Annotated in this window: 16 protein-coding genes; 8 read left to right on the top strand and 8 right to left on the bottom strand. The window is 58.5% G+C overall.

Annotated elements, in window-relative coordinates; genetic code table 11:
- Positions 1–38: 38 nt before the first annotated feature.
- Positions 39–425 carry a VOC family protein gene (locus tag PH558_RS23110; protein WP_285206758.1) on the bottom strand — a complete coding sequence of 129 codons (387 nt, stop codon included), beginning with the start codon at positions 423–425 and terminating at the stop codon, positions 39–41.
- Positions 426–559: 134 nt separating this feature from the next.
- Here PH558_RS23110 and PH558_RS23105 point away from each other — a divergent pair, with 134 nt between their 5' ends.
- The 3 genes from PH558_RS23105 to PH558_RS23095 all read left to right on the top strand — a co-directional run bounded on the left by PH558_RS23105 (position 560) and on the right by PH558_RS23095 (position 2,962).
- Positions 560–1,066, top strand: coding sequence for an NUDIX hydrolase (locus PH558_RS23105; protein ID WP_285206757.1), 507 nt, complete (start codon positions 560–562; stop codon positions 1,064–1,066).
- Between the two features lie 105 nt (positions 1,067–1,171).
- Complete coding sequence (locus PH558_RS23100) at positions 1,172–1,687, top strand: P-loop NTPase family protein (protein ID WP_285206756.1); 516 nt, start codon at positions 1,172–1,174, stop codon at positions 1,685–1,687.
- A gap of 228 nt (positions 1,688–1,915) precedes the next feature.
- On the top strand, positions 1,916–2,962 hold the full coding sequence (locus PH558_RS23095) for an isopenicillin N synthase family dioxygenase (RefSeq protein ID WP_285206755.1): 1,047 nt from the start codon (positions 1,916–1,918) through the stop codon (positions 2,960–2,962).
- Between the two features lie 14 nt (positions 2,963–2,976).
- Here PH558_RS23095 and PH558_RS23090 read toward each other — a convergent pair whose 3' ends face one another.
- From PH558_RS23090 to PH558_RS23080, 3 genes are all read right to left on the bottom strand, one after another.
- On the bottom strand, positions 2,977–4,641 hold the full coding sequence (locus PH558_RS23090; RefSeq protein ID WP_095437357.1) for an ABC transporter ATP-binding protein: 1,665 nt from the start codon (positions 4,639–4,641) through the stop codon (positions 2,977–2,979).
- 292 nt (positions 4,642–4,933) lie between these two features.
- Positions 4,934–5,254 (bottom strand): 2Fe-2S iron-sulfur cluster-binding protein, encoded by a 321-nt coding sequence (locus PH558_RS23085; RefSeq protein WP_095437356.1) that lies wholly within the window; start codon positions 5,252–5,254, stop codon positions 4,934–4,936.
- A gap of 29 nt (positions 5,255–5,283) precedes the next feature.
- Positions 5,284–6,516: a cytochrome P450 gene (locus tag PH558_RS23080; protein WP_285206754.1), complete on the bottom strand. Its 1,233-nt coding sequence runs from the start codon at positions 6,514–6,516 to the stop codon at positions 5,284–5,286.
- A 123-nt stretch (positions 6,517–6,639) separates the two neighbouring features.
- Here PH558_RS23080 and PH558_RS23075 point away from each other — a divergent pair, with 123 nt between their 5' ends.
- Together PH558_RS23075 and PH558_RS23070 are read left to right on the top strand one after the other, a co-directional pair.
- Entirely contained in the window at positions 6,640–7,530 is an 891-nt protein-coding gene (locus PH558_RS23075) for a helix-turn-helix transcriptional regulator (protein ID WP_285206753.1), read from the top strand.
- A gap of 148 nt (positions 7,531–7,678) precedes the next feature.
- A complete protein-coding gene (locus PH558_RS23070; RefSeq protein ID WP_285206752.1) occupies positions 7,679–8,605 on the top strand; it encodes a cation diffusion facilitator family transporter in 927 nt (308 codons plus the stop codon).
- Between the two features lie 7 nt (positions 8,606–8,612).
- On the opposite strand, the gene PH558_RS23065 is transcribed toward PH558_RS23070, so the two are convergent.
- On the bottom strand, positions 8,613–9,515 hold the full coding sequence (locus PH558_RS23065; RefSeq protein WP_285206751.1) for a LysR family transcriptional regulator: 903 nt from the start codon (positions 9,513–9,515) through the stop codon (positions 8,613–8,615).
- A gap of 165 nt (positions 9,516–9,680) precedes the next feature.
- On the opposite strand from PH558_RS23065, the gene PH558_RS23060 reads away from it, so the two are divergent.
- Entirely contained in the window at positions 9,681–11,630 is a 1,950-nt protein-coding gene (locus PH558_RS23060; protein WP_285206750.1) for an FUSC family protein, read from the top strand.
- Between the two features lie 5 nt (positions 11,631–11,635).
- Here the strand turns inward: PH558_RS23060 and PH558_RS23055 are convergent, their stop codons facing one another.
- The 3 genes from PH558_RS23055 to phnF form a co-directional block, all read right to left on the bottom strand.
- On the bottom strand, positions 11,636–12,802 hold the full coding sequence (locus PH558_RS23055; protein ID WP_285206749.1) for an acyltransferase family protein: 1,167 nt from the start codon (positions 12,800–12,802) through the stop codon (positions 11,636–11,638).
- 129 nt (positions 12,803–12,931) lie between these two features.
- On the bottom strand, positions 12,932–13,753 hold the full coding sequence (locus tag PH558_RS23050) for a class I SAM-dependent methyltransferase (protein ID WP_285206747.1): 822 nt from the start codon (positions 13,751–13,753) through the stop codon (positions 12,932–12,934).
- 101 nt (positions 13,754–13,854) lie between these two features.
- The gene (gene phnF, locus PH558_RS23045; RefSeq protein ID WP_095437351.1) at positions 13,855–14,613 is read right to left on the bottom strand and encodes a phosphonate metabolism transcriptional regulator PhnF; all 759 of its coding nucleotides are present in this window, start codon (positions 14,611–14,613) and stop codon (positions 13,855–13,857) included.
- A 346-nt stretch (positions 14,614–14,959) separates the two neighbouring features.
- Here phnF and PH558_RS23040 point away from each other — a divergent pair, with 346 nt between their 5' ends.
- Both PH558_RS23040 and PH558_RS23035 read left to right on the top strand, forming a co-directional pair.
- Positions 14,960–15,760 carry a PfkB family carbohydrate kinase gene (locus PH558_RS23040; protein ID WP_285206745.1) on the top strand — a complete coding sequence of 267 codons (801 nt, stop codon included), beginning with the start codon at positions 14,960–14,962 and terminating at the stop codon, positions 15,758–15,760.
- A gap of 134 nt (positions 15,761–15,894) precedes the next feature.
- Complete coding sequence (locus PH558_RS23035; protein WP_285206744.1) at positions 15,895–16,353, top strand: phosphonate C-P lyase system protein PhnG; 459 nt, start codon at positions 15,895–15,897, stop codon at positions 16,351–16,353.
- The last annotated feature ends 2 nt before the right edge of the window (positions 16,354–16,355 follow it).

Genomic DNA, 16,355 nt, shown 5'->3' with positions numbered 1-16,355 from the left:
TTCCATTCTCCGTCGCTTCAGGTTAACGGCAGCAAGGATCAACCGGCTATCAGGTCCGGTTGCGGTTCGCCGATCTCCACCGCATGACCATCAGGATCATAGAAGCGGAATACGCGCTGCCCCCAGTCCTGCCTTTCGACGGGATGAATGAGATTGACATGTGGCGCTATCGCCTCGAAGGCGGCATCCACGTCCTCATGTTCGAAATAGAGAAGGATGTTTCGCCGCCCATAGGGTTCGGATGCTTCGCTGCTTTTCCTCCAGACCGTTTGCTCCAGCGATTTTCCATCATGAATCGCAAAGCCGGTTTCAAACAGCACGAAGCTGCCGAAGTCATTCAAGATCTTGAGGCCCAGCAACTCACCGTAGAACGCCTTCGAACGCTCGATATCGCTGACGAAGGGAATTGGATTTACGAAACGCATTGCCCGGACCTGCTCGATTTAGGGGAAACGACGCAAACGAAAAACAACCTTCAAACTGCTTCACTATATCTGAGAACCGGATGCTGGTATCTGGCAAATGATTTCCATCTCGTCTCGCAATCGGAGGGCCGTCCATGGCGGCAGAAACGGCGCGAACCATGATCGTCATGGATTCGGGAGAATCCCGCTTTCAATTGCGCGCCGGCGCATTGATCCGCCACGGCAGTCATATCCTTATTCACCGCACGCTCACTGACAACTTCTGGTCTTTGCCCGGCGGTCCGGTGGAGTTTCATGAGGCAGGCGCCGAGACACTTGCCCGCGAGATCGAAGAGGAAATCGGCTGCAAGGCGACCATCGGCCCCTTGCGCTTCATTATCGAGAATTTCTTCGAATATGCCGGACGACGTGTTCACGAACTCGGCTTCTACTACGAGGCGGAGCTGCTGCAGCCATTTCCATTTCACGAAACGGAAATCGTGCATCGGGTGAAGGACGGCAGTGCCGACCTCGAATTTCGCTGGGCACCTTCCACGCTGGCCGGGCTCAACCGGTTCGACCTGGTGCCAAATCCCATACGCAACCTCATCGTCACCAATCCCGCTGGCATTCAGCATTTCGTGCGGCGCGACGCAGCCTGAGTCTCCTGCCGTCGCATCAATTGCAACAGCAAAGGAATAGCTTCATAAAAACTCCGGCATCTTTGCCGGGTTTCCGATAGGCTCGAATCGTCAGGTCATCATCCAATGTCGCGTATCGCCATTTTAGGAAATGCAGGCGGTGGGAAATCCACCCTCGCCCGCAAATTGAGCGAGCGCCACGCGATTCCCCATTTCGAGATCGACAGGCTGCTTTGGCAAGAAGGCTGGATTCCCACACCGATCGAGACTTATGTCGAGCAGCATGAACGCATCCTATCCGGTGAGAATTGGGTCATCGATGGCCTGGGGCACAAGAATTCGATCCCGGCACGGATAGATCGCGCGACCGAGATCATCCTCATCGATATGCCGCTGTGGATGCATTTCTGGTTTGCAGCAGAACGGCAGATCGCCTGGCAGTCGGGCAAGCTCGAAAACACACCCGGCGGACTTTCGGCGATGCCGCCGACACGGGATCTGTTCCGGACCATATGGGACATCGAGCAGGACTGGATGCCCGGCATTCGCCGCCTGTGTACCGAAGCCCATGATGCAGGCAAGACGCTGACACGGATAGGCAGTGTTGATGAGCTGGATGCGTTTGCGCAGAAATTGATGTGAACTGCGAATTCAAGAACTATTCGCGTAAGCGGTAGTCGCAAGAATGACGGCTGTAAAAACCATTCCAAAAGCTCAGCGATCTTTGAGATTATCTTCTTTGCCTTAGTGTCGAAGGGCTTCTAGCCTTGCCTCCATCCATAAGGGCGGTTTGCGTCATCACGGCACAGAACAGGCAGGCGATGGCGTCACGGCCCAAGAACAAAGACGAGCTTGAAAGAGGAAACCTCATTGACCTCCTATACCGCGCCGACCGGCTCCGACATATCGCTTCCAACGCTTGACCTGTCGCGCCTCTATGCTTCGCCCGCAGAACATCAGGCCTTTATCGCCGAGCTCCGCACGGTGCTTTACGATCACGGCTTCTTCTATCTGACGGGGCACGGCGTCGATCCCAAGCTGATTGCTGACGTGGTGGCCACGGCTAAGCGCTTCTTCGCGCTGCCCATGGAAGAAAAGCTCAAGATCGAGATGGTCAAGTCACCGCATTTCCGCGGCTACAATCGCGCCGGCCAAGAGCGCACCCGTGGCGAACAGGATTGGCGCGAGCAGCTCGACATCAACACCGAAAGCACACCCTTCGAGATCGGCCCGGATACGCCGGCCTGGCGGCGCCTCCAGGGACCGAACCAGTGGCCGGAGGCATTGCCGGAACTCAAACCTCTGCTGCTTGCTTATCAGGCCGAGGTGACGCGCATCGGCATCGACATTCTGAAGGCGATCGCCGCAGCTCTCGGCCAGCAGGAAAACGTCTTCGCCGATATTTATGAGCCGCAGGCCTCGCAGCTTCTGAAGATCATCCGCTATCCCGGCCGCGACGTCGCCGAGACGGACCAGGGCGTCGGCGCCCACAAGGATGGCGGCTTCGTCACCGTGCTGCTCCAGGACACCACGCCCGGCTTGCGCGTGCGCACGGAAGACGGCGTCTGGATCGACGCGCCACCCGCGCCGGGCACCTTCGTCATCAATACCGGCGAGTTGCTCGAGCTTGCGACGAACGGCTTCGTCCGCGCCGACGTACATGACGTCATCGCACCGCCTGCCGGCGTCGAACGTTTCTCCGTCGCCTTCTTCCTCGGTTCCCGACCGGATGCGACGATCCCCGTCATCGAACTGCCGGAAGATCTGAAACGATCGGAGCGCGGCATCTCGGTCGACCCCCTGAATCCGATCTTCCGCGAAGTCGGCCAAAACCAGCTGAAGAGCCGGCTGCGCTCCCACCCGGATGTCGCTCGCGCCCACTATGCCGATCTCCTGGCATCGGAGCAGCTTAAGTAAGACCGGTCGATGGCCTATGCTTGGACAGGCTGGCTCATATTCACCACCCTATCCGTTGGAGCGATCACGGAACGCCTGTGGGTGATCGCCAGCACCGTGACATCGTGGGCAAGCCCGCGGATATGTTCCATGATGTCGCGCTCCGTCGCCTCATCCAACGCCGAACTTGCCTCGTCGAGAAAGAGGATGGCTGGATCGCCGTAAAGAGCGCGCGCAATCGCGATGCGTTGACGCTCGCCTCCGGAAAGCTTGAGTCCGCGCTCGCCGACCGTGGTTTCGAAACCTTCGGGTAAAGCATCGATGAAGCCGAGGATCGCCGCCTTCTCCACCACTAGGCGCAGCCGCCCTTCATCTCTCGGTCGGCCAAGCAGAATGTTCTCCGCAAGGCTTTCGTTGAGCAGAATGGCGTCCTGCGGGACGACGGCAACCGCCGAGTACCAGTCGGCGCGATCGATCGAGGTGAGGTCGATGCCATCGATGAGGATGCGGCCGGAATCCGGTTCGATCGATTTAAGCGCCAGCTTGAAGATTGTGGATTTGCCGGAACCGGTTTCGCCGACGAGAAATGTCATCCCGCCACGCTCCGCCTCAAAACTGACATCCGTCACGCCGCGGCCGTTCCCATAGGCATGGCCAACCCTGTCAAACACCAGCCGCCCATCGCGCGTTGCAAAGGCCGTGGCCTGCGACACCTGGCGTTCTTCCGGTGCCTGCCACATGCCTGCCATTGGCGCCAGCGTTGCACGCGAACGTGCAAGGTCGTCGATCGTATGTGCCATCATGTCGAATGGCATGTTGAGTTGAAGCAACAAGGTATTGAACAGGACGATATCGCCGACCGTCACCTCGCCGGCGTTATAACGTGGCAGCAGCAATAGAAAGGTCACTGAGAACTGCACCGAAAGCCCCAGTCCGAGTACTGCGATATAACCGACACGCTGCAGGACGTACCCACGCCAGGCGTCCCTAACCTCCGCCGCCTTGGCCGTAAAACGCCGCTTCATCCAGTCATGGCTGCCGAAGTAACGAAGTGTCTCCATCGCGTTCATCGCATTTCCGACGAAGCGCGCGTTTTCCTGGCCAGCCTCTATCGCTTTATCCAGAAAGACGCGCGCGCGGCGAACGGAGATCAAAGTCAGCGCAATCGTCGTTGCACCATAAGCTGCGACGATCAGGGTTACTTGCATATCGATGAGTGCGCCGAGCGTCAAAAGCGTGAGCAGAATTTGGATGAGACCAGGAATGAAAACGATGAGCCCAAGCTGAACAAGCATTGTCAAGGCATTGCTGCCACCCGCACTCGCGGTCTGGATTTCGCTCGGATTGTGCTCAACGAAGAAGGCGGCCGTCTTTTTTAAGATGCGCTCGAAGAAGCGCGTTCTCGCAATGAAGCCCAGGTTCTGGGAACTCATCAGCGAAAGATATTGAACCATGTGCTGGAGAGCGGAAGACGCCCCCAGCAACAAAGCATAGACCAGCAAGCCCTGCAGCACGCCCCAAATAGCGCCATCTCGCGGCAAGCGGTCGATAAATCGGGAAAAGACATAGGGAGCGGCGACACTGCTGACGCTGGAGAGCAGTACAACGACCGCGCAGATCACTAGCATCCTGCGATCAGATTTCCAATAAGTGTGCAGGATCTCGTTGATCGGCTCAAGAATTCTGGGTTTTTCAGCCATCAAAAACAACCTGACCTCTGGGCGACGAGGCTTGCTCTACGCCGACATATGGCACAGCAGATTCGGAGAGGGGAGAAGCCTTGGGAATCGCAGGCACAACCTATAAGCGCCAAAAATCTATACTTCAATACTCATGAATAATATATCACCGATCGCAATCGCCCAGGACATGACTACAAAAAGAGCCGCTCCGGCAGAAGGAGCGGCCCAAATGCAATGATAATCTTTCTATACCGGGAACTGTGGATACGAACCCGGGAATCCGTCTCACCCGCAATCGACGTGCCTGCCCCTAGTGCTGACTATCCGGCACGACGACACGCATGCCGTCGACGACGCTGCTTGCGAGTATCTGGCAGCTCAAGCGGCTGTTCGGTGCCGGCTCCATCACGAATTCGATCATCATCGCTTCCTCTTCCGAAGGCGGCGGCAGAAGATCGAGATGAGGTTGCTCGATGTAGCAATGACAGGTACCGCAGGCCAAGGCGCCGCCGCATTGCGCCACGATACCATCGATGCCGCTCCTGACGGCCACAGCCATCAGAGTCTCACCCTCCTGCGCCTTAACACGCGTCTCGCGGCCAGCGGAATCGATGAACACGATTTCACACATTGTATTCTCCATATTTTCGGTAAGCCCGTTCACGCGGCAATGAGACGAATATCCAGACGTTGTGGACCGCGCACCGAGAGCCCGCGCTTGTAGGCGGGACTGTCATCCAGCAGTTCAATCGCGCAGGTGCGTCGCAGGAGCGTCGAGAAAATGATCTCCATGTCCAGCCGCGCGAGATGATTGCCGAGACAGAAATGCGCGCCGCCGCCGAAGGCCAGATGGCGGTTGGGGGTGCGCTCGACATTGAACACATCGGGCGAGTCAAATTGCTCCGGATCACGATTGGCCGCGCCATAAAGCAGGCCGATCTTCGTGCCCTTAGGCAGTGGCGTGCCGGCAATCGTCTTTTCTTCCGTCAGGTAGCGATGAAAGAATGGCAGCGGTGACTCGAAGCGGAACATTTCCTGGATGGCAGTCGGCATTGCGGCTTGGGTTTCCCGCAGCTTGCTCAGAGCATCGGGATATTGCATCAAAGCATGCATGCCGCTACCCAGCACATCGATGGTCGAGCCATGTCCGGCCATGAGAATCAGCATGCAGGTGGAGACGAGCTCGTCTTCGGTCAGCTCGCCGGCAAGATGTGCCTCGGTCAGCCGACAGAGAAGATCGTCGCGCGGATTGCGTACGCGCTCGGCGATGAGTTCCTTGAGGAGTTCGTAGAATTCCGTCGTCGCGCGTTCGGCGATCGCCTTGCGCTCGGCGCTGCGATCGACATCGAAATACTGCACGACCTCTTCCGACCACTTGCGCAGCTGCCCGGCATATTCCTCCGGCACGCCGAGAACCGCGCCGATGATGTGCCCCGGAACCTGCGAGGCGAGATCTTCGACGAAATCGATCGTACCTGCCTGCAGGAGACGATCGAGCAGGCGGTCGACGAAATCCTGTATCATGCCGCGTTGGCGCGCAACGAGTGCCGGGGTAAATTCACGGAACACCTTTCGGCGCAGCCGGTCATGGGTTTCACCATCGGAATCCAGAAGGCTGAATTGCACGAAGCGCGAATGGTTCGGCATGTCGTGCCAATTCTGCCGAACCTTCTGCTCCTGTATCTCCGCCGGGGAAAGAAAGAATTCGAGCGAGCGCACCAGCGTCTTGTCAGCGGCAGCAACGGCTACATCCTGATAGCGCGACAGCAGCCATATGTCGAAATTCTCGTAATAGACGGGACCGGGAGTGGCGCGTAGCTCACGGTAAGCGGCATAGGGATCGTCAGTGAACGCTTGGCTGAGCGGATCGAATGCTGGGGTTGCCGTCGGCATGATCAGGACCTTTGTCCATTCTGGTTTATCGCCGTAGAATACAGCGGCACGGCATGAAAAGACATGGATGCCAACCGCAGCCATATGGATAAAACTCTCATTCCCCAATAGGGTTAGGTCGCCATGACCGATAAAGCGACTTCACCAGCAACCCTCCCCGTCCTCCCCGTTGACGACGTTTTCTTCCAGACTCCGGGTAAGTTGTCCCGCGCCTTTCCCTACACGCTTCTCGCCGCCGGACGCCGGATCTGTACGCCAGCGGAAATGCCGATCGCCCACCGCTTCAACCATCACACCCTGATCCTTACCCTCGGCGGAAAAGGCCTGTTGCAGGTCAACGGAGCTTCCAGCCTGCTGCATGAAGGGACAATCGCGTGGCTGGACTCCTCAATGTTGTATTCGCATCGCTGTGAGCCACGCCATGCGCACTGGTCCTATCTATGGGTGGGATTTGTCGGATATGGGCTCGATACTCTGTTTGACAGCCTTGGCGTGGTGGCCAATCCGGTTTTCGACATGAAGACTGTGCACAATCTACAAGGCATGTTCGAGGGAATCCTCGGTGAAGTGGAAGGAAGAGGCTTCATTGCCGACGGCCAGTGCTTCGCCTTGCTCGCCCAGTTGATCTCTTCACTGGTATCGGAGCGGGCCTACAATGGTGACGTTGGCGGCGCCGTTCAGCGCCTGCAGCGGGTCATGGAGACGGTTCGAGCCGATCTGGCGCGCGCCTGGACGGTGGCAGAGCTCGCGCCTGCCGCCAATATGAGCCAAGCACAACTGTTCCGCCGCTTCCGTCAGAGAACGGGAACGACGCCTATCGACTGGCTGCGGCACGAGCGCGTAAATGCCGCCAAGCGGCTACTGGTGGTAACGGATGAGCAGATCGGCAAGATCGCCGCTAGATGCGGCTACCCCGATCCATTCCACTTCGCCCGTGACTTCAAGAAGCTGGTGGGCGTCACGCCGAGCGAGTTTAGACGCCAGGGCGAGAGCGACAGACCACGCCGATCCTGAGGTGATTGAGTGCCTCTCAGCTTACGCTTGAAGAGGTATTTCATGACAGAACCATCTCGATTGGCTTGAGACATATGACGCGATAGAAGTCTGGCGTGCATGCCAGATTATTCGAAATGCATGCCGCGCTCTAGCCGGAGATTAAGAAGTGACGACCGAACAAAGCGTCCTGCGCATTTCCATCATCGTGACGTTCGTTCTGGCCGTAGCCGGTATCCTCTTCGGCATTCTCTCCGGCTCTTATGCGATCGTCTTTGACGGCGTCTACGCGCTTACCGATGCAAGCATGACGATCGTGGCGTTGATCGTTTCCAATCTGATCATATCCTCCGCGACGAACACCACATCCGCCGGCAAATTCGCCAAGCATTTCACCATGGGCTTCTGGCACCTCGAGCCGATGGTGCTTGGCCTCAATGGCGTCCTCCTGACGGGAGCCGCGGTCTATGCCCTGATCAACGCCATCGGCAGCATCATGGCCGGCGGCCGTCATCTCTCTTTCGATCAAGCCATCATCTACGCGGTGCTGACCATGATTATCGCCTTCCTGATGGCGGCCTATGGCAACCGCGCGAACAAGACGCTCAGATCCAATTTCATCGCACTGGACGCCAAGGCCTGGATCATGACAGGCTGCCTGAGCGGCGCGCTGCTGCTTGCCTTCATCTTCGGCTTTTTCATTCAGGGAACGAACCTGCAATGGATATCGCCCTATGTCGATCCGGTCGCTCTGGCTCTCGTCTGCCTCATCGTCATTCCCATGCCGATCGGAACGATCAAGCAGGCATTCGCCGACATCCTGCTCGTGACACCTGCGGATCTTCGGGAACATGTCGATCGCGTCGCGACCGACATCGTTCGACGCTACGATTTCTTATCCTACCGCTCCTATGTCGCGCGGGTCGGCCGCGGCAAGCAGATCGAACTCTACTTCATTGTTCCGCCGGATAGACCGGCGAAGAAGCTGGAGGAATGGGACCATATCCGCGACGAAATCGGCGAAGCGATCGGCGACGAAGGACCGGACCGCTGGTTGACGATCGCTTTTACGACGGATCCGGAATGGGCGGATTGAGCAGCCGCTAGCCCCGCCAATCCTTGAACACTTCGGCGAGAAAATCGACGAAACTGCGCACCTTTCGATCCGACGTAGCGCGTCTTGGAAAGAGTGCATTGAGCTCGATATCATCGGCTCGCTGCCATTGCGGGAGAACCGCTTCGAGTTCGCCCCGCGCAAAATGCTGCGCGGCGAGTTGAGGCGATACCAGCGCTATGCCTGCACCGGCAACGGCCTGGCGGATGATGGTCGTTACCTCGTTCGACATCAGGATCGGCTTGACGACGACCTCGGCCACATTGCTAGCCTCGTCGAGCAAGCGCACCGTCGCCAAAGATGTGCCGGCGCTCATCATCATCACGGCATGCTCCCTGAGATCCTGTGGACGTTCCGGTCGGCCGAACCTGTCGAGATAGGCGGGGCTTGCGGCGAGGTGGGCGCGAGACCGTCCGAGTGTGCGCACAGAATAGCCGGAATCGGAGAGCGGTCCCGTTCGCAGTGCCACGTCGAAGCCGTGCTCGATCAGGTCGAGGGGATAATTGTCGTAAGTCAGGGCCAGCTGCACCTTTTGATAGTTCTGCCGAAACTCGCCCAGCCTTGGCTCCACGACACTCAGGCCGAGCGTATAGGGCATAAGGACGCGCAGCATACCCTGTGGCTCGATGCGCACCGCGCGTGCTGTCTGGTCCGCCTCCTCCAGTATCTCCTCCGCCCTGATGCAGCGCTCGTAATAATCGCGCCCGGCATCCGTGACCGATACACGCCGGGTCGTGCGATACAACAATTGAACGCCGAGATCGTCCTCGAGCTGTTTCACGCGGCGGCTGACGCTCGTCAAAGGCAGCCGCAGTTGTGTCGCGGCGGCCGTGAAACTGCCGCGTTCCGCAACGCGCAGAAAAATCCGAATGCTCTCGAGGTCCCTGGCCATATTCTACCGTTTTCAGCAATAATATATCCTGAATTTACGCCATTATCCTTATTCGTCCATACCGTTATGGCTACGCGCATGACCGTGGCACCTCTTAACTCAGCACGACTATTCAGCTCTTTGGCACATGGACTTGCGTCGCCACCGTGGTTGACGCGGCCGGCGGTGGGTTTCGCGCTGCGAACGACCGCAGCGTCGCTCGTCGCGCTCTATATCGCCTTCCTGCTCAATCTCGATGATCCGAAATGGGCGCCGATGACGGTCTGGATCGTTGCTCAATCCAACCGCGGCATGAGCCTTTCAAAAGGCCAATACAGAATTTTGGGCACGGTCATCGGGGCCGTCGCTGCGGCGACCATGGTCGCGCTTTTCGCGCAGGCGCCGGAGCTGTTCCTTCTGTCGCTCGCCCTATGGCTGGGACTGTGCACGGCGCTCGCCACCGGCTTGCGCAATTTTCGCGCCTACGGTGCCGTGTTGGCAGGATACACCGCGGCTATCGTTGCATTCGATTCCATCGGTTCACCGATCGAAGTCTTCGACATTGCGGTGGCACGGGTGATCTACATTGCCCTCGGGATCATGACGGAAGCGATTTTCACCACCATCTTCGCGCCAGGCACTCCATTGCAGGAAACACAAAACCGCCTGGCAACATATCTCCGACAGGTCTGCGATCTCTGCGCGCGCGCATTGCGTGGCCAGACCAACACTTCGGGTTTCCAGCGGCTGCTGACGGGCGCGTTGGAACTGGATGCCGCTGCGGAATATGCCGCTACAAGCTCCCGTTCCGTGCGCAGCCGTTTTGGCCATTTGCGCGGTGCTGCAGTCGCGATGCTGACCCAGATGGCGATCGCCCAATCTCTGCGCGAGCATCTGGCAGCGCGACCAGATCTCGATGAATCTCTCGTCGAAAAAACAGCTATGACGCTTGACGCCATCGGCTCCGCATCACCGGTCGCTTCCAATATCATTGCCGGATTGCGGGCAGATGTTCGGATTGCACTCTCCGAAACTGCTGTCGCCTCCGATCATGCGATCCCGCCTCGGCTTCTGATCCTGGATCACCTCGACAGGCTGCTTGAAGCCGCCCATGGCGCACTCACGCGACAGGCCCTGTTCTCGGACGAGAAAGCCCCCTCCTCAAAGCTAAAGCTCTCCTTCCACGTCGATTATCGCGACGCAGTTCAAAACGGCATTCGCACCTTCGTCGCCATCATCATCGGATCGTGGTTCTGGATCGCAACCGCCTGGCCATCCGGCCCGAGCTTCATCGTCATCCTCGGTGTCATATGCGCCCTGTTTGCCACCCGGCCCAATCCGGTCGTCGGCGGAATGGGTTTCCTCAAAGGAGGGCTCGTCGCGGTGATTGCGGCAGCGATCTGCAATTTCGCCATCCTGCCGATGCTGTCGGACTTTACCGAACTGGCCATAGTCATCGGCATCATCATGTTTGCAACCGGCCTTGCCATGCGCAACGTCCGCACTGCCGCCCTGGCAACGAGCTTCGCCTTCCTGTTTCTGGATCTGGTCGGCCCGGATAATACCAGCCGCGCCGATGCAGCTTCTTTCATGAACGGTGCCCTGGCGCTGATCCTTGGTGTGGGAGCGGGGGTACTCGTCTTCACGCTGCTCTTTCCATCCAACCTGCCGGCAAAGAGGCGACGCCTGCAAAGCGCCACGCTGCGCGACCTGGCGGATATCGGCCGGTCCCCGGTCCATTGGACGAGAGAGCATTGGCTGAGCAGGACGGCCGACCGCCTGGCAGGCCAGGCCGCGACGAATGTCGGTGTTCCCGAGAAGCAGGGGGAAGACGAGCTAAGGGGAATGCTTGCCGCACTTGCAATCGGCGAGGCTGCGATCACGCTCGCCGAACTGGCAAGAGAGCACCCTCATCTTGCCAAACCACTGAACGTCGTGCTGCGTCAGCTCGGCCGCGGCGATCCTGCTCGTCTCGCAAAAGTCTCGCGCGCGGCCGCCCGACATCTTTCCTACTCGATCAGCAAGCCCGACATCTCGACCCGCCACACGCTGATCCGTGCTGCGACCCAGCTCGACACGATCGCCTCGGCAGCATCGAACCACGTCGATTATCTTCGCCAAAAGCGAACCGCCTGAAAGCGTTAGGCACTCTCGGTATCCGCTGCCGGGAGCGCCCCGGCCGATATCCGCTTGCGCCGTGCCGAGCCGAGCACGACGCCCTGCACGCGGCGCGTAAGCGGCTTCTCGATACCTCTGAAGAGCGCCAGGGCCAGCAGGGCAGCAGCGAGCGTCGAGAAGCCAGCGAACAGACCAAGCGGTAGAGCCCCTCCGATCACTTTCGCCCAAATGGCTCGCATGGGTCGCAGGATAAAGGGATGGGCGAGGTAGAGGCTATAGGAGGCATCTCCCAAAGCTACACTCCAAAGGACAGGTCTCTTGTGAGGCAAAACAGGACCGATTGCGGCAGCAAGAACGAACAGAGCTGCAGGCAAACCGCTTCGCAGGAATTGCGGCAAGGCTGCATCGTTCCAAAGTGTGGAGACATGAACGAAGCCAAGAAGCCCTATGGCCACGAGCCCGAACGCACTACCCTTGCCAATCCTCACGCCGCTGCGGAAAATCAGAGCGACATAGACGCCAAACAGGAACTCCAGAATGATCGGGCTCGTCCAGAATGCTATCTGGACATGGCTGGGGTCAATGAGATTTCCGAGGAGTGCCATGCCGACCATGAGCACCGACAGCCAGACGAGCCCCAGCCTTATCGGCAAAAGGAGCGCCAGTGCGAAGAACACATAGAACAGCATCTCGTAATTCAGGGTCCAGCCAAGTGCGAGCACCGGCCTGATCTCCCCCACGCCACGCCCGGAGGGAATGAAGAAATAGGAGGCGAGAACATGGGATATGGAACCGACGGGAACGACGAGCAGCGAGGGTGCCGCGAGCGCGCCAAGCAGCATGATACTCGTCAATAGCCAATAGAGGGGGACGACGCGAGCGCAACGCCGCAAAAAAAAATGCAGCGGAGCACCGCTCTTGCCGAACTCTGATGCCGCAGTGTGGGTCATGATGAAGCCGGAAAGAACGAAGAAGATGTCGACGCCGAAACCGAGATTCCAGGCAGAGCCATCGACCGCTGCACGTCCTGTCGCTGCTGCAAGGATCTCTGTTTCGTGCAGAGCATGGGCGATGACCACGGAAGAGGCTGCGAGCGCGCGCAGCACCTGAAGGTTCACGAGCATATGGGCGGATTTGCCGGCATTGCCGCCCGCATCTCGTCCCTCAGATATTTCCTTATAAAACCTCACCGGAAAGCTCAGCGAATATTGCCCTGGATCTCCATTTGGTATCCATGACAATATAACAACTCGTCGCCGCACGCATAAATCGGCAGCCTGCCTTAGATTACAGTTATTCTTCAGTTAATATTTCAGACATTAGGCAGGATAAGCCGTCGCCAGCATGATATGTGCTTGAATTTTTGCAGCAACTTCGCCGCTACCGTGTCTGGCTTCGATTGCCGCGGCGACATAGTCGGTCGCAGCCTGCAGCTTCCCTGCTTCTCTGGCTTCGATTTCGTTGCGAAGCAGAGTTCCCTGACAATAAGCGACGGCCGGAAGACGCGGCGAGGATGCCCGGCTTTGCTCGGCCCTCGTTTCGATCACAATTTCGGAGAAGCCCGCGTTCTCGAGATCGCCGCGAATCCGATCCACATCGTGATAGCCATGCGGAGTGCGTGCCAGAAAGCGTGGCGGATCGTTCGGAAAAATCCGGGCAAGCGCGTTCGTGACATCATCCGCGAATATGTTCTCTTCGATGCGATCCCAGACATTGAACAGGAAATATCCACCGGGCTTCAGAACGCGCTTTGCCTCGCGATAGGCTGCGATGCGGTCCGGAAAAAACATGGCGCCGAACTGGCAGAAGACGAGATCGAAGGACGCATTTTCAAAGGGCAACGACTGGGCATCCGCCTGCCGCCATGTGATGCGGCCGTCGGGAGACTGTCGCGAAGCGGCGTAATCGAGCATCGGCTGGTTGAGGTCGGTGACGACATAGCTTGCGCCGGAGGATAGTTTCGGCGTCAATGCGCGGGTGACAACGCCGGTGCCTGCAGCGATTTCCAACACTGTGCCAGGCCGCAAGGACGCTGCTCGTTGGGCAATATCTGCCGCGTAAGGCTCGAAAATCAACGGCACCATATGGCGGTCGTAATTTTCCGGAATCGAGCCAGCGAATACCTTGTCTGCCTCCAACATCGCATCACCCGCTGCGCGCCTGATAAAGCCCAATATTAGCACATCGCAGCACACGCGTCATTCAGGCTCTGAAGACACCCAATCGCGCGGAACCGGTCTATTCAGCCCGCCTCACCGCGCGCAAGCACGTCCAGAAGCTGGCTGGTGTTGTCGATGGAGAATTGCACGCGCTCGCCCGGCCAGACGGATTCCGAATAGGAAATCGGCGTGCCCTTGAGATCGACGTCCACCTTTCTCGACACAGCCACCGGCTGAGACATGGACTGGCAGAGCTGCTTCGCCTCCTCGCTTGTCGGCAGACGGACGACGATATCCGTGCGCAGGCGGATATAGTCGGGGATGCCATATTCGGCCAGAATGACGGTGACGCTTCGCCCGCTACGCCGCGCCTCGTCGAAACCTGGAAAACGGCGCACCGGATAATAGGCATGCGAATAGTTGATCGGCTCCTCGTCGGCAAAACCGCGGCGGACGATATGATAGACAGGTTCGCCATGTGGAAGCCGCAAGGCCTCTGCGATCAATTCTGAAGCCGGGACAACCTCCTCGTGAATAGCCTGGCCGAGCGGTTCCCTGCCCTGATCGAGCAGGTTCTGGGAAAAGCGCGTGCGTTCGGACAGGCGGTAATCAAGACGGCTATCCCTGACAAAGGTTCCACGCCCCTGCTCGACCAGCACGAGCCCTCGGCTTTCGAGACGGGAAATGGCGCGCCGTATGGTGTGACGTCCGACGCCGAAACGTTCCATCAGGTCGGATTCCGTCGGAAGCTGCGCCTTTGGTGACAGGCGACCGGTCAGGATATCCTCCGCAATATCGCTTTCGACCTGTTGCCATTGCCCGTGCAGCAATTTCTTCTCCATGCTTGCCTTCCGAATTCAACCATGTCATTCGAATGTCATATATCGGCTACAGCATCGATTTTCAATCTGTGCCCGATATATCGGAAATCCAACAAACGGCGGCCAAAGTCAGTTTCGCCATCGGACTTTAGCGCTAAGCCACGCTTCCCTTCATATCGGTGTCACTCGCCATCGTTAGGTAAATATCCGAATGTTTTATTTATCATTCGGGTGCAGAGCGGGCTTGGGGGCCGCTGATGGCAACAAGCCTGTTGTCGATCGTCCCCGTTCTCTTGATCTTCCTGCTGGTGCAGCGTTTCATCGTCGATGCGCTGGCACCAGGCATCGATGACAGATAGGCGGATGCATGCCCCGAGTAATCGTAATCGGATCGGTAAACCACGATCGCATATGGCAGCTGGATGCACCGCTGGTTCCGGGCGGACGCATACAATTTTCATCCCGCGCGACCCGGCTCGGCGGCGGCGCCTTCTATACCGGCCTGCAATTGCTGGAACTGGGAGCGGACGTCGCCATCGTTTCCAGGCTGATGCAGGACGAACAAGGGCAAACCGCGTTGCGATCCCTTTCGACGGCCGGCTTCCATACCGAATACATCATGATGGCACCCGGAAAGACGGCACCGCTGGAAATTTTCCTTGAGCCGAGTGGAGAGCGGACGATCCTCGCACCGACCGGGCGATCTCAGCAGTTGACGGCAGCCGGCAAACTGTCGGGTGCAGGCGTCTATATCAATGCCCTCGCCCTCGACGAAAGCCTCGTCGAACAGATCGGCGCGCAGCCGCTCGTCCTCTCGCAATTTCCGCTGCGGCCGGCAACGCCGCGTCCGGCCGACTACGTCATCTCCTCGCGCGACGATGTTCCGGATGATCTCAATCTCGCCTGGCAGCGGGCCGGCCAGATCGCCGGTTCGCGCCTGAAGATGCTGGTGCTCACGGATGGCACCCGCCCCATCACCCTGTTTGACGGCTTGCAGGCGGTAGAAGTCGAGCCGGCTGCAAAGGTCGATACCAGCGACACCATCGGTGCTGGCGACCGCTTTGCCGGCTCTTTCCTGTTTGCCTTGCTGCAGGGGCAGGCACCGGCGGCGGCGGCGCGGGAAGCAAGCCGCATCACAGCGGAATGGCTGCGCCGGCGCAGTGCCTAGGGATTCGCTGCACTCCGAAAATCTCCTCGATCAAGGCAAAACGTCGTGGACAATTCATTCGAATGATTATAGTAATCATTCGAATATTTGAAAGCCCCGCTCCCGAACAAATTCTGATGCCCGAGGAAAAGATGATGACTGAGGAGAAGACTGGCAATCCGGTCAGCGCATCCTATACGCATGCGCAGGCGCTGGAAATTCTCGCCGCAGGTCGGCCGGCGAACGTAAAGGCCGCAGCCGAAAGGGTGCTCGATACGCTCGGTGAAGTCGATGTCGTCGTGAACCGCACGGGCCTTGCCATGCTGCCGCTGATCGATACCGTTCGCAGCACCGCCTTCCATCTCGGCGAAGTTCTGGTGTCCGAAGCGCATATCCGCGTGCCGGATCGCGCTGTGGAAGGTTATGGCGCAGTGGTCGGCCGGGATCTCGAACACGCCATGGGCATGGCGGTCATAGATGCCGCAATCGCTGCCGGCCACCAGGCCGATCTCGTCCTTGAGCTCCTAAATACCGAACAGCGCCATCAGGAAGAAGAAGACCGGCGGCTCCTTCAGAAAGTCGAAGCAACCCGCGTGCAGATGGAGACATTCTGACC

The organism is Rhizobium pantanalense, assembly GCF_030182525.1.
Classification (GTDB): domain Bacteria; phylum Pseudomonadota; class Alphaproteobacteria; order Rhizobiales; family Rhizobiaceae; genus Rhizobium.
This window is presented reverse-complemented; position numbering and strand designations above follow the sequence as displayed.

Excerpts from the sequence above, each read along its gene's own strand:
- PH558_RS23100 (WP_285206756.1), top strand. The coding sequence starts at position 1,172 with ATGTCGCGTATCGCCATTTTAGGAAATGCAGGCGGTGGGAAATCCACC.
- PH558_RS23035 (WP_285206744.1), top strand. The coding sequence starts at position 15,895 with ATGACTGAGGAGAAGACTGGCAATCCGGTCAGCGCATCCTATACGCAT.
- PH558_RS23090 (WP_095437357.1), bottom strand. The coding sequence starts at position 4,641 with ATGGCTGAAAAACCCAGAATTCTTGAGCCGATCAACGAGATCCTGCAC.
- PH558_RS23040 (WP_285206745.1), top strand. The coding sequence starts at position 14,960 with ATGCCCCGAGTAATCGTAATCGGATCGGTAAACCACGATCGCATATGG.
- PH558_RS23075 (WP_285206753.1), top strand. The coding sequence starts at position 6,640 with ATGACCGATAAAGCGACTTCACCAGCAACCCTCCCCGTCCTCCCCGTT.
- PH558_RS23105 (WP_285206757.1), top strand. The coding sequence starts at position 560 with ATGGCGGCAGAAACGGCGCGAACCATGATCGTCATGGATTCGGGAGAA.
- PH558_RS23080 (WP_285206754.1), bottom strand. The coding sequence starts at position 6,516 with ATGCCGACGGCAACCCCAGCATTCGATCCGCTCAGCCAAGCGTTCACT.
- PH558_RS23065 (WP_285206751.1), bottom strand. The coding sequence starts at position 9,515 with ATGGCCAGGGACCTCGAGAGCATTCGGATTTTTCTGCGCGTTGCGGAA.
- PH558_RS23050 (WP_285206747.1), bottom strand. The coding sequence starts at position 13,753 with ATGTTGGAGGCAGACAAGGTATTCGCTGGCTCGATTCCGGAAAATTAC.
- PH558_RS23085 (WP_095437356.1), bottom strand. The coding sequence starts at position 5,254 with ATGTGTGAAATCGTGTTCATCGATTCCGCTGGCCGCGAGACGCGTGTT.
- PH558_RS23110 (WP_285206758.1), bottom strand. The coding sequence starts at position 425 with ATGCGTTTCGTAAATCCAATTCCCTTCGTCAGCGATATCGAGCGTTCG.
- phnF (WP_095437351.1), bottom strand. The coding sequence starts at position 14,613 with ATGGAGAAGAAATTGCTGCACGGGCAATGGCAACAGGTCGAAAGCGAT.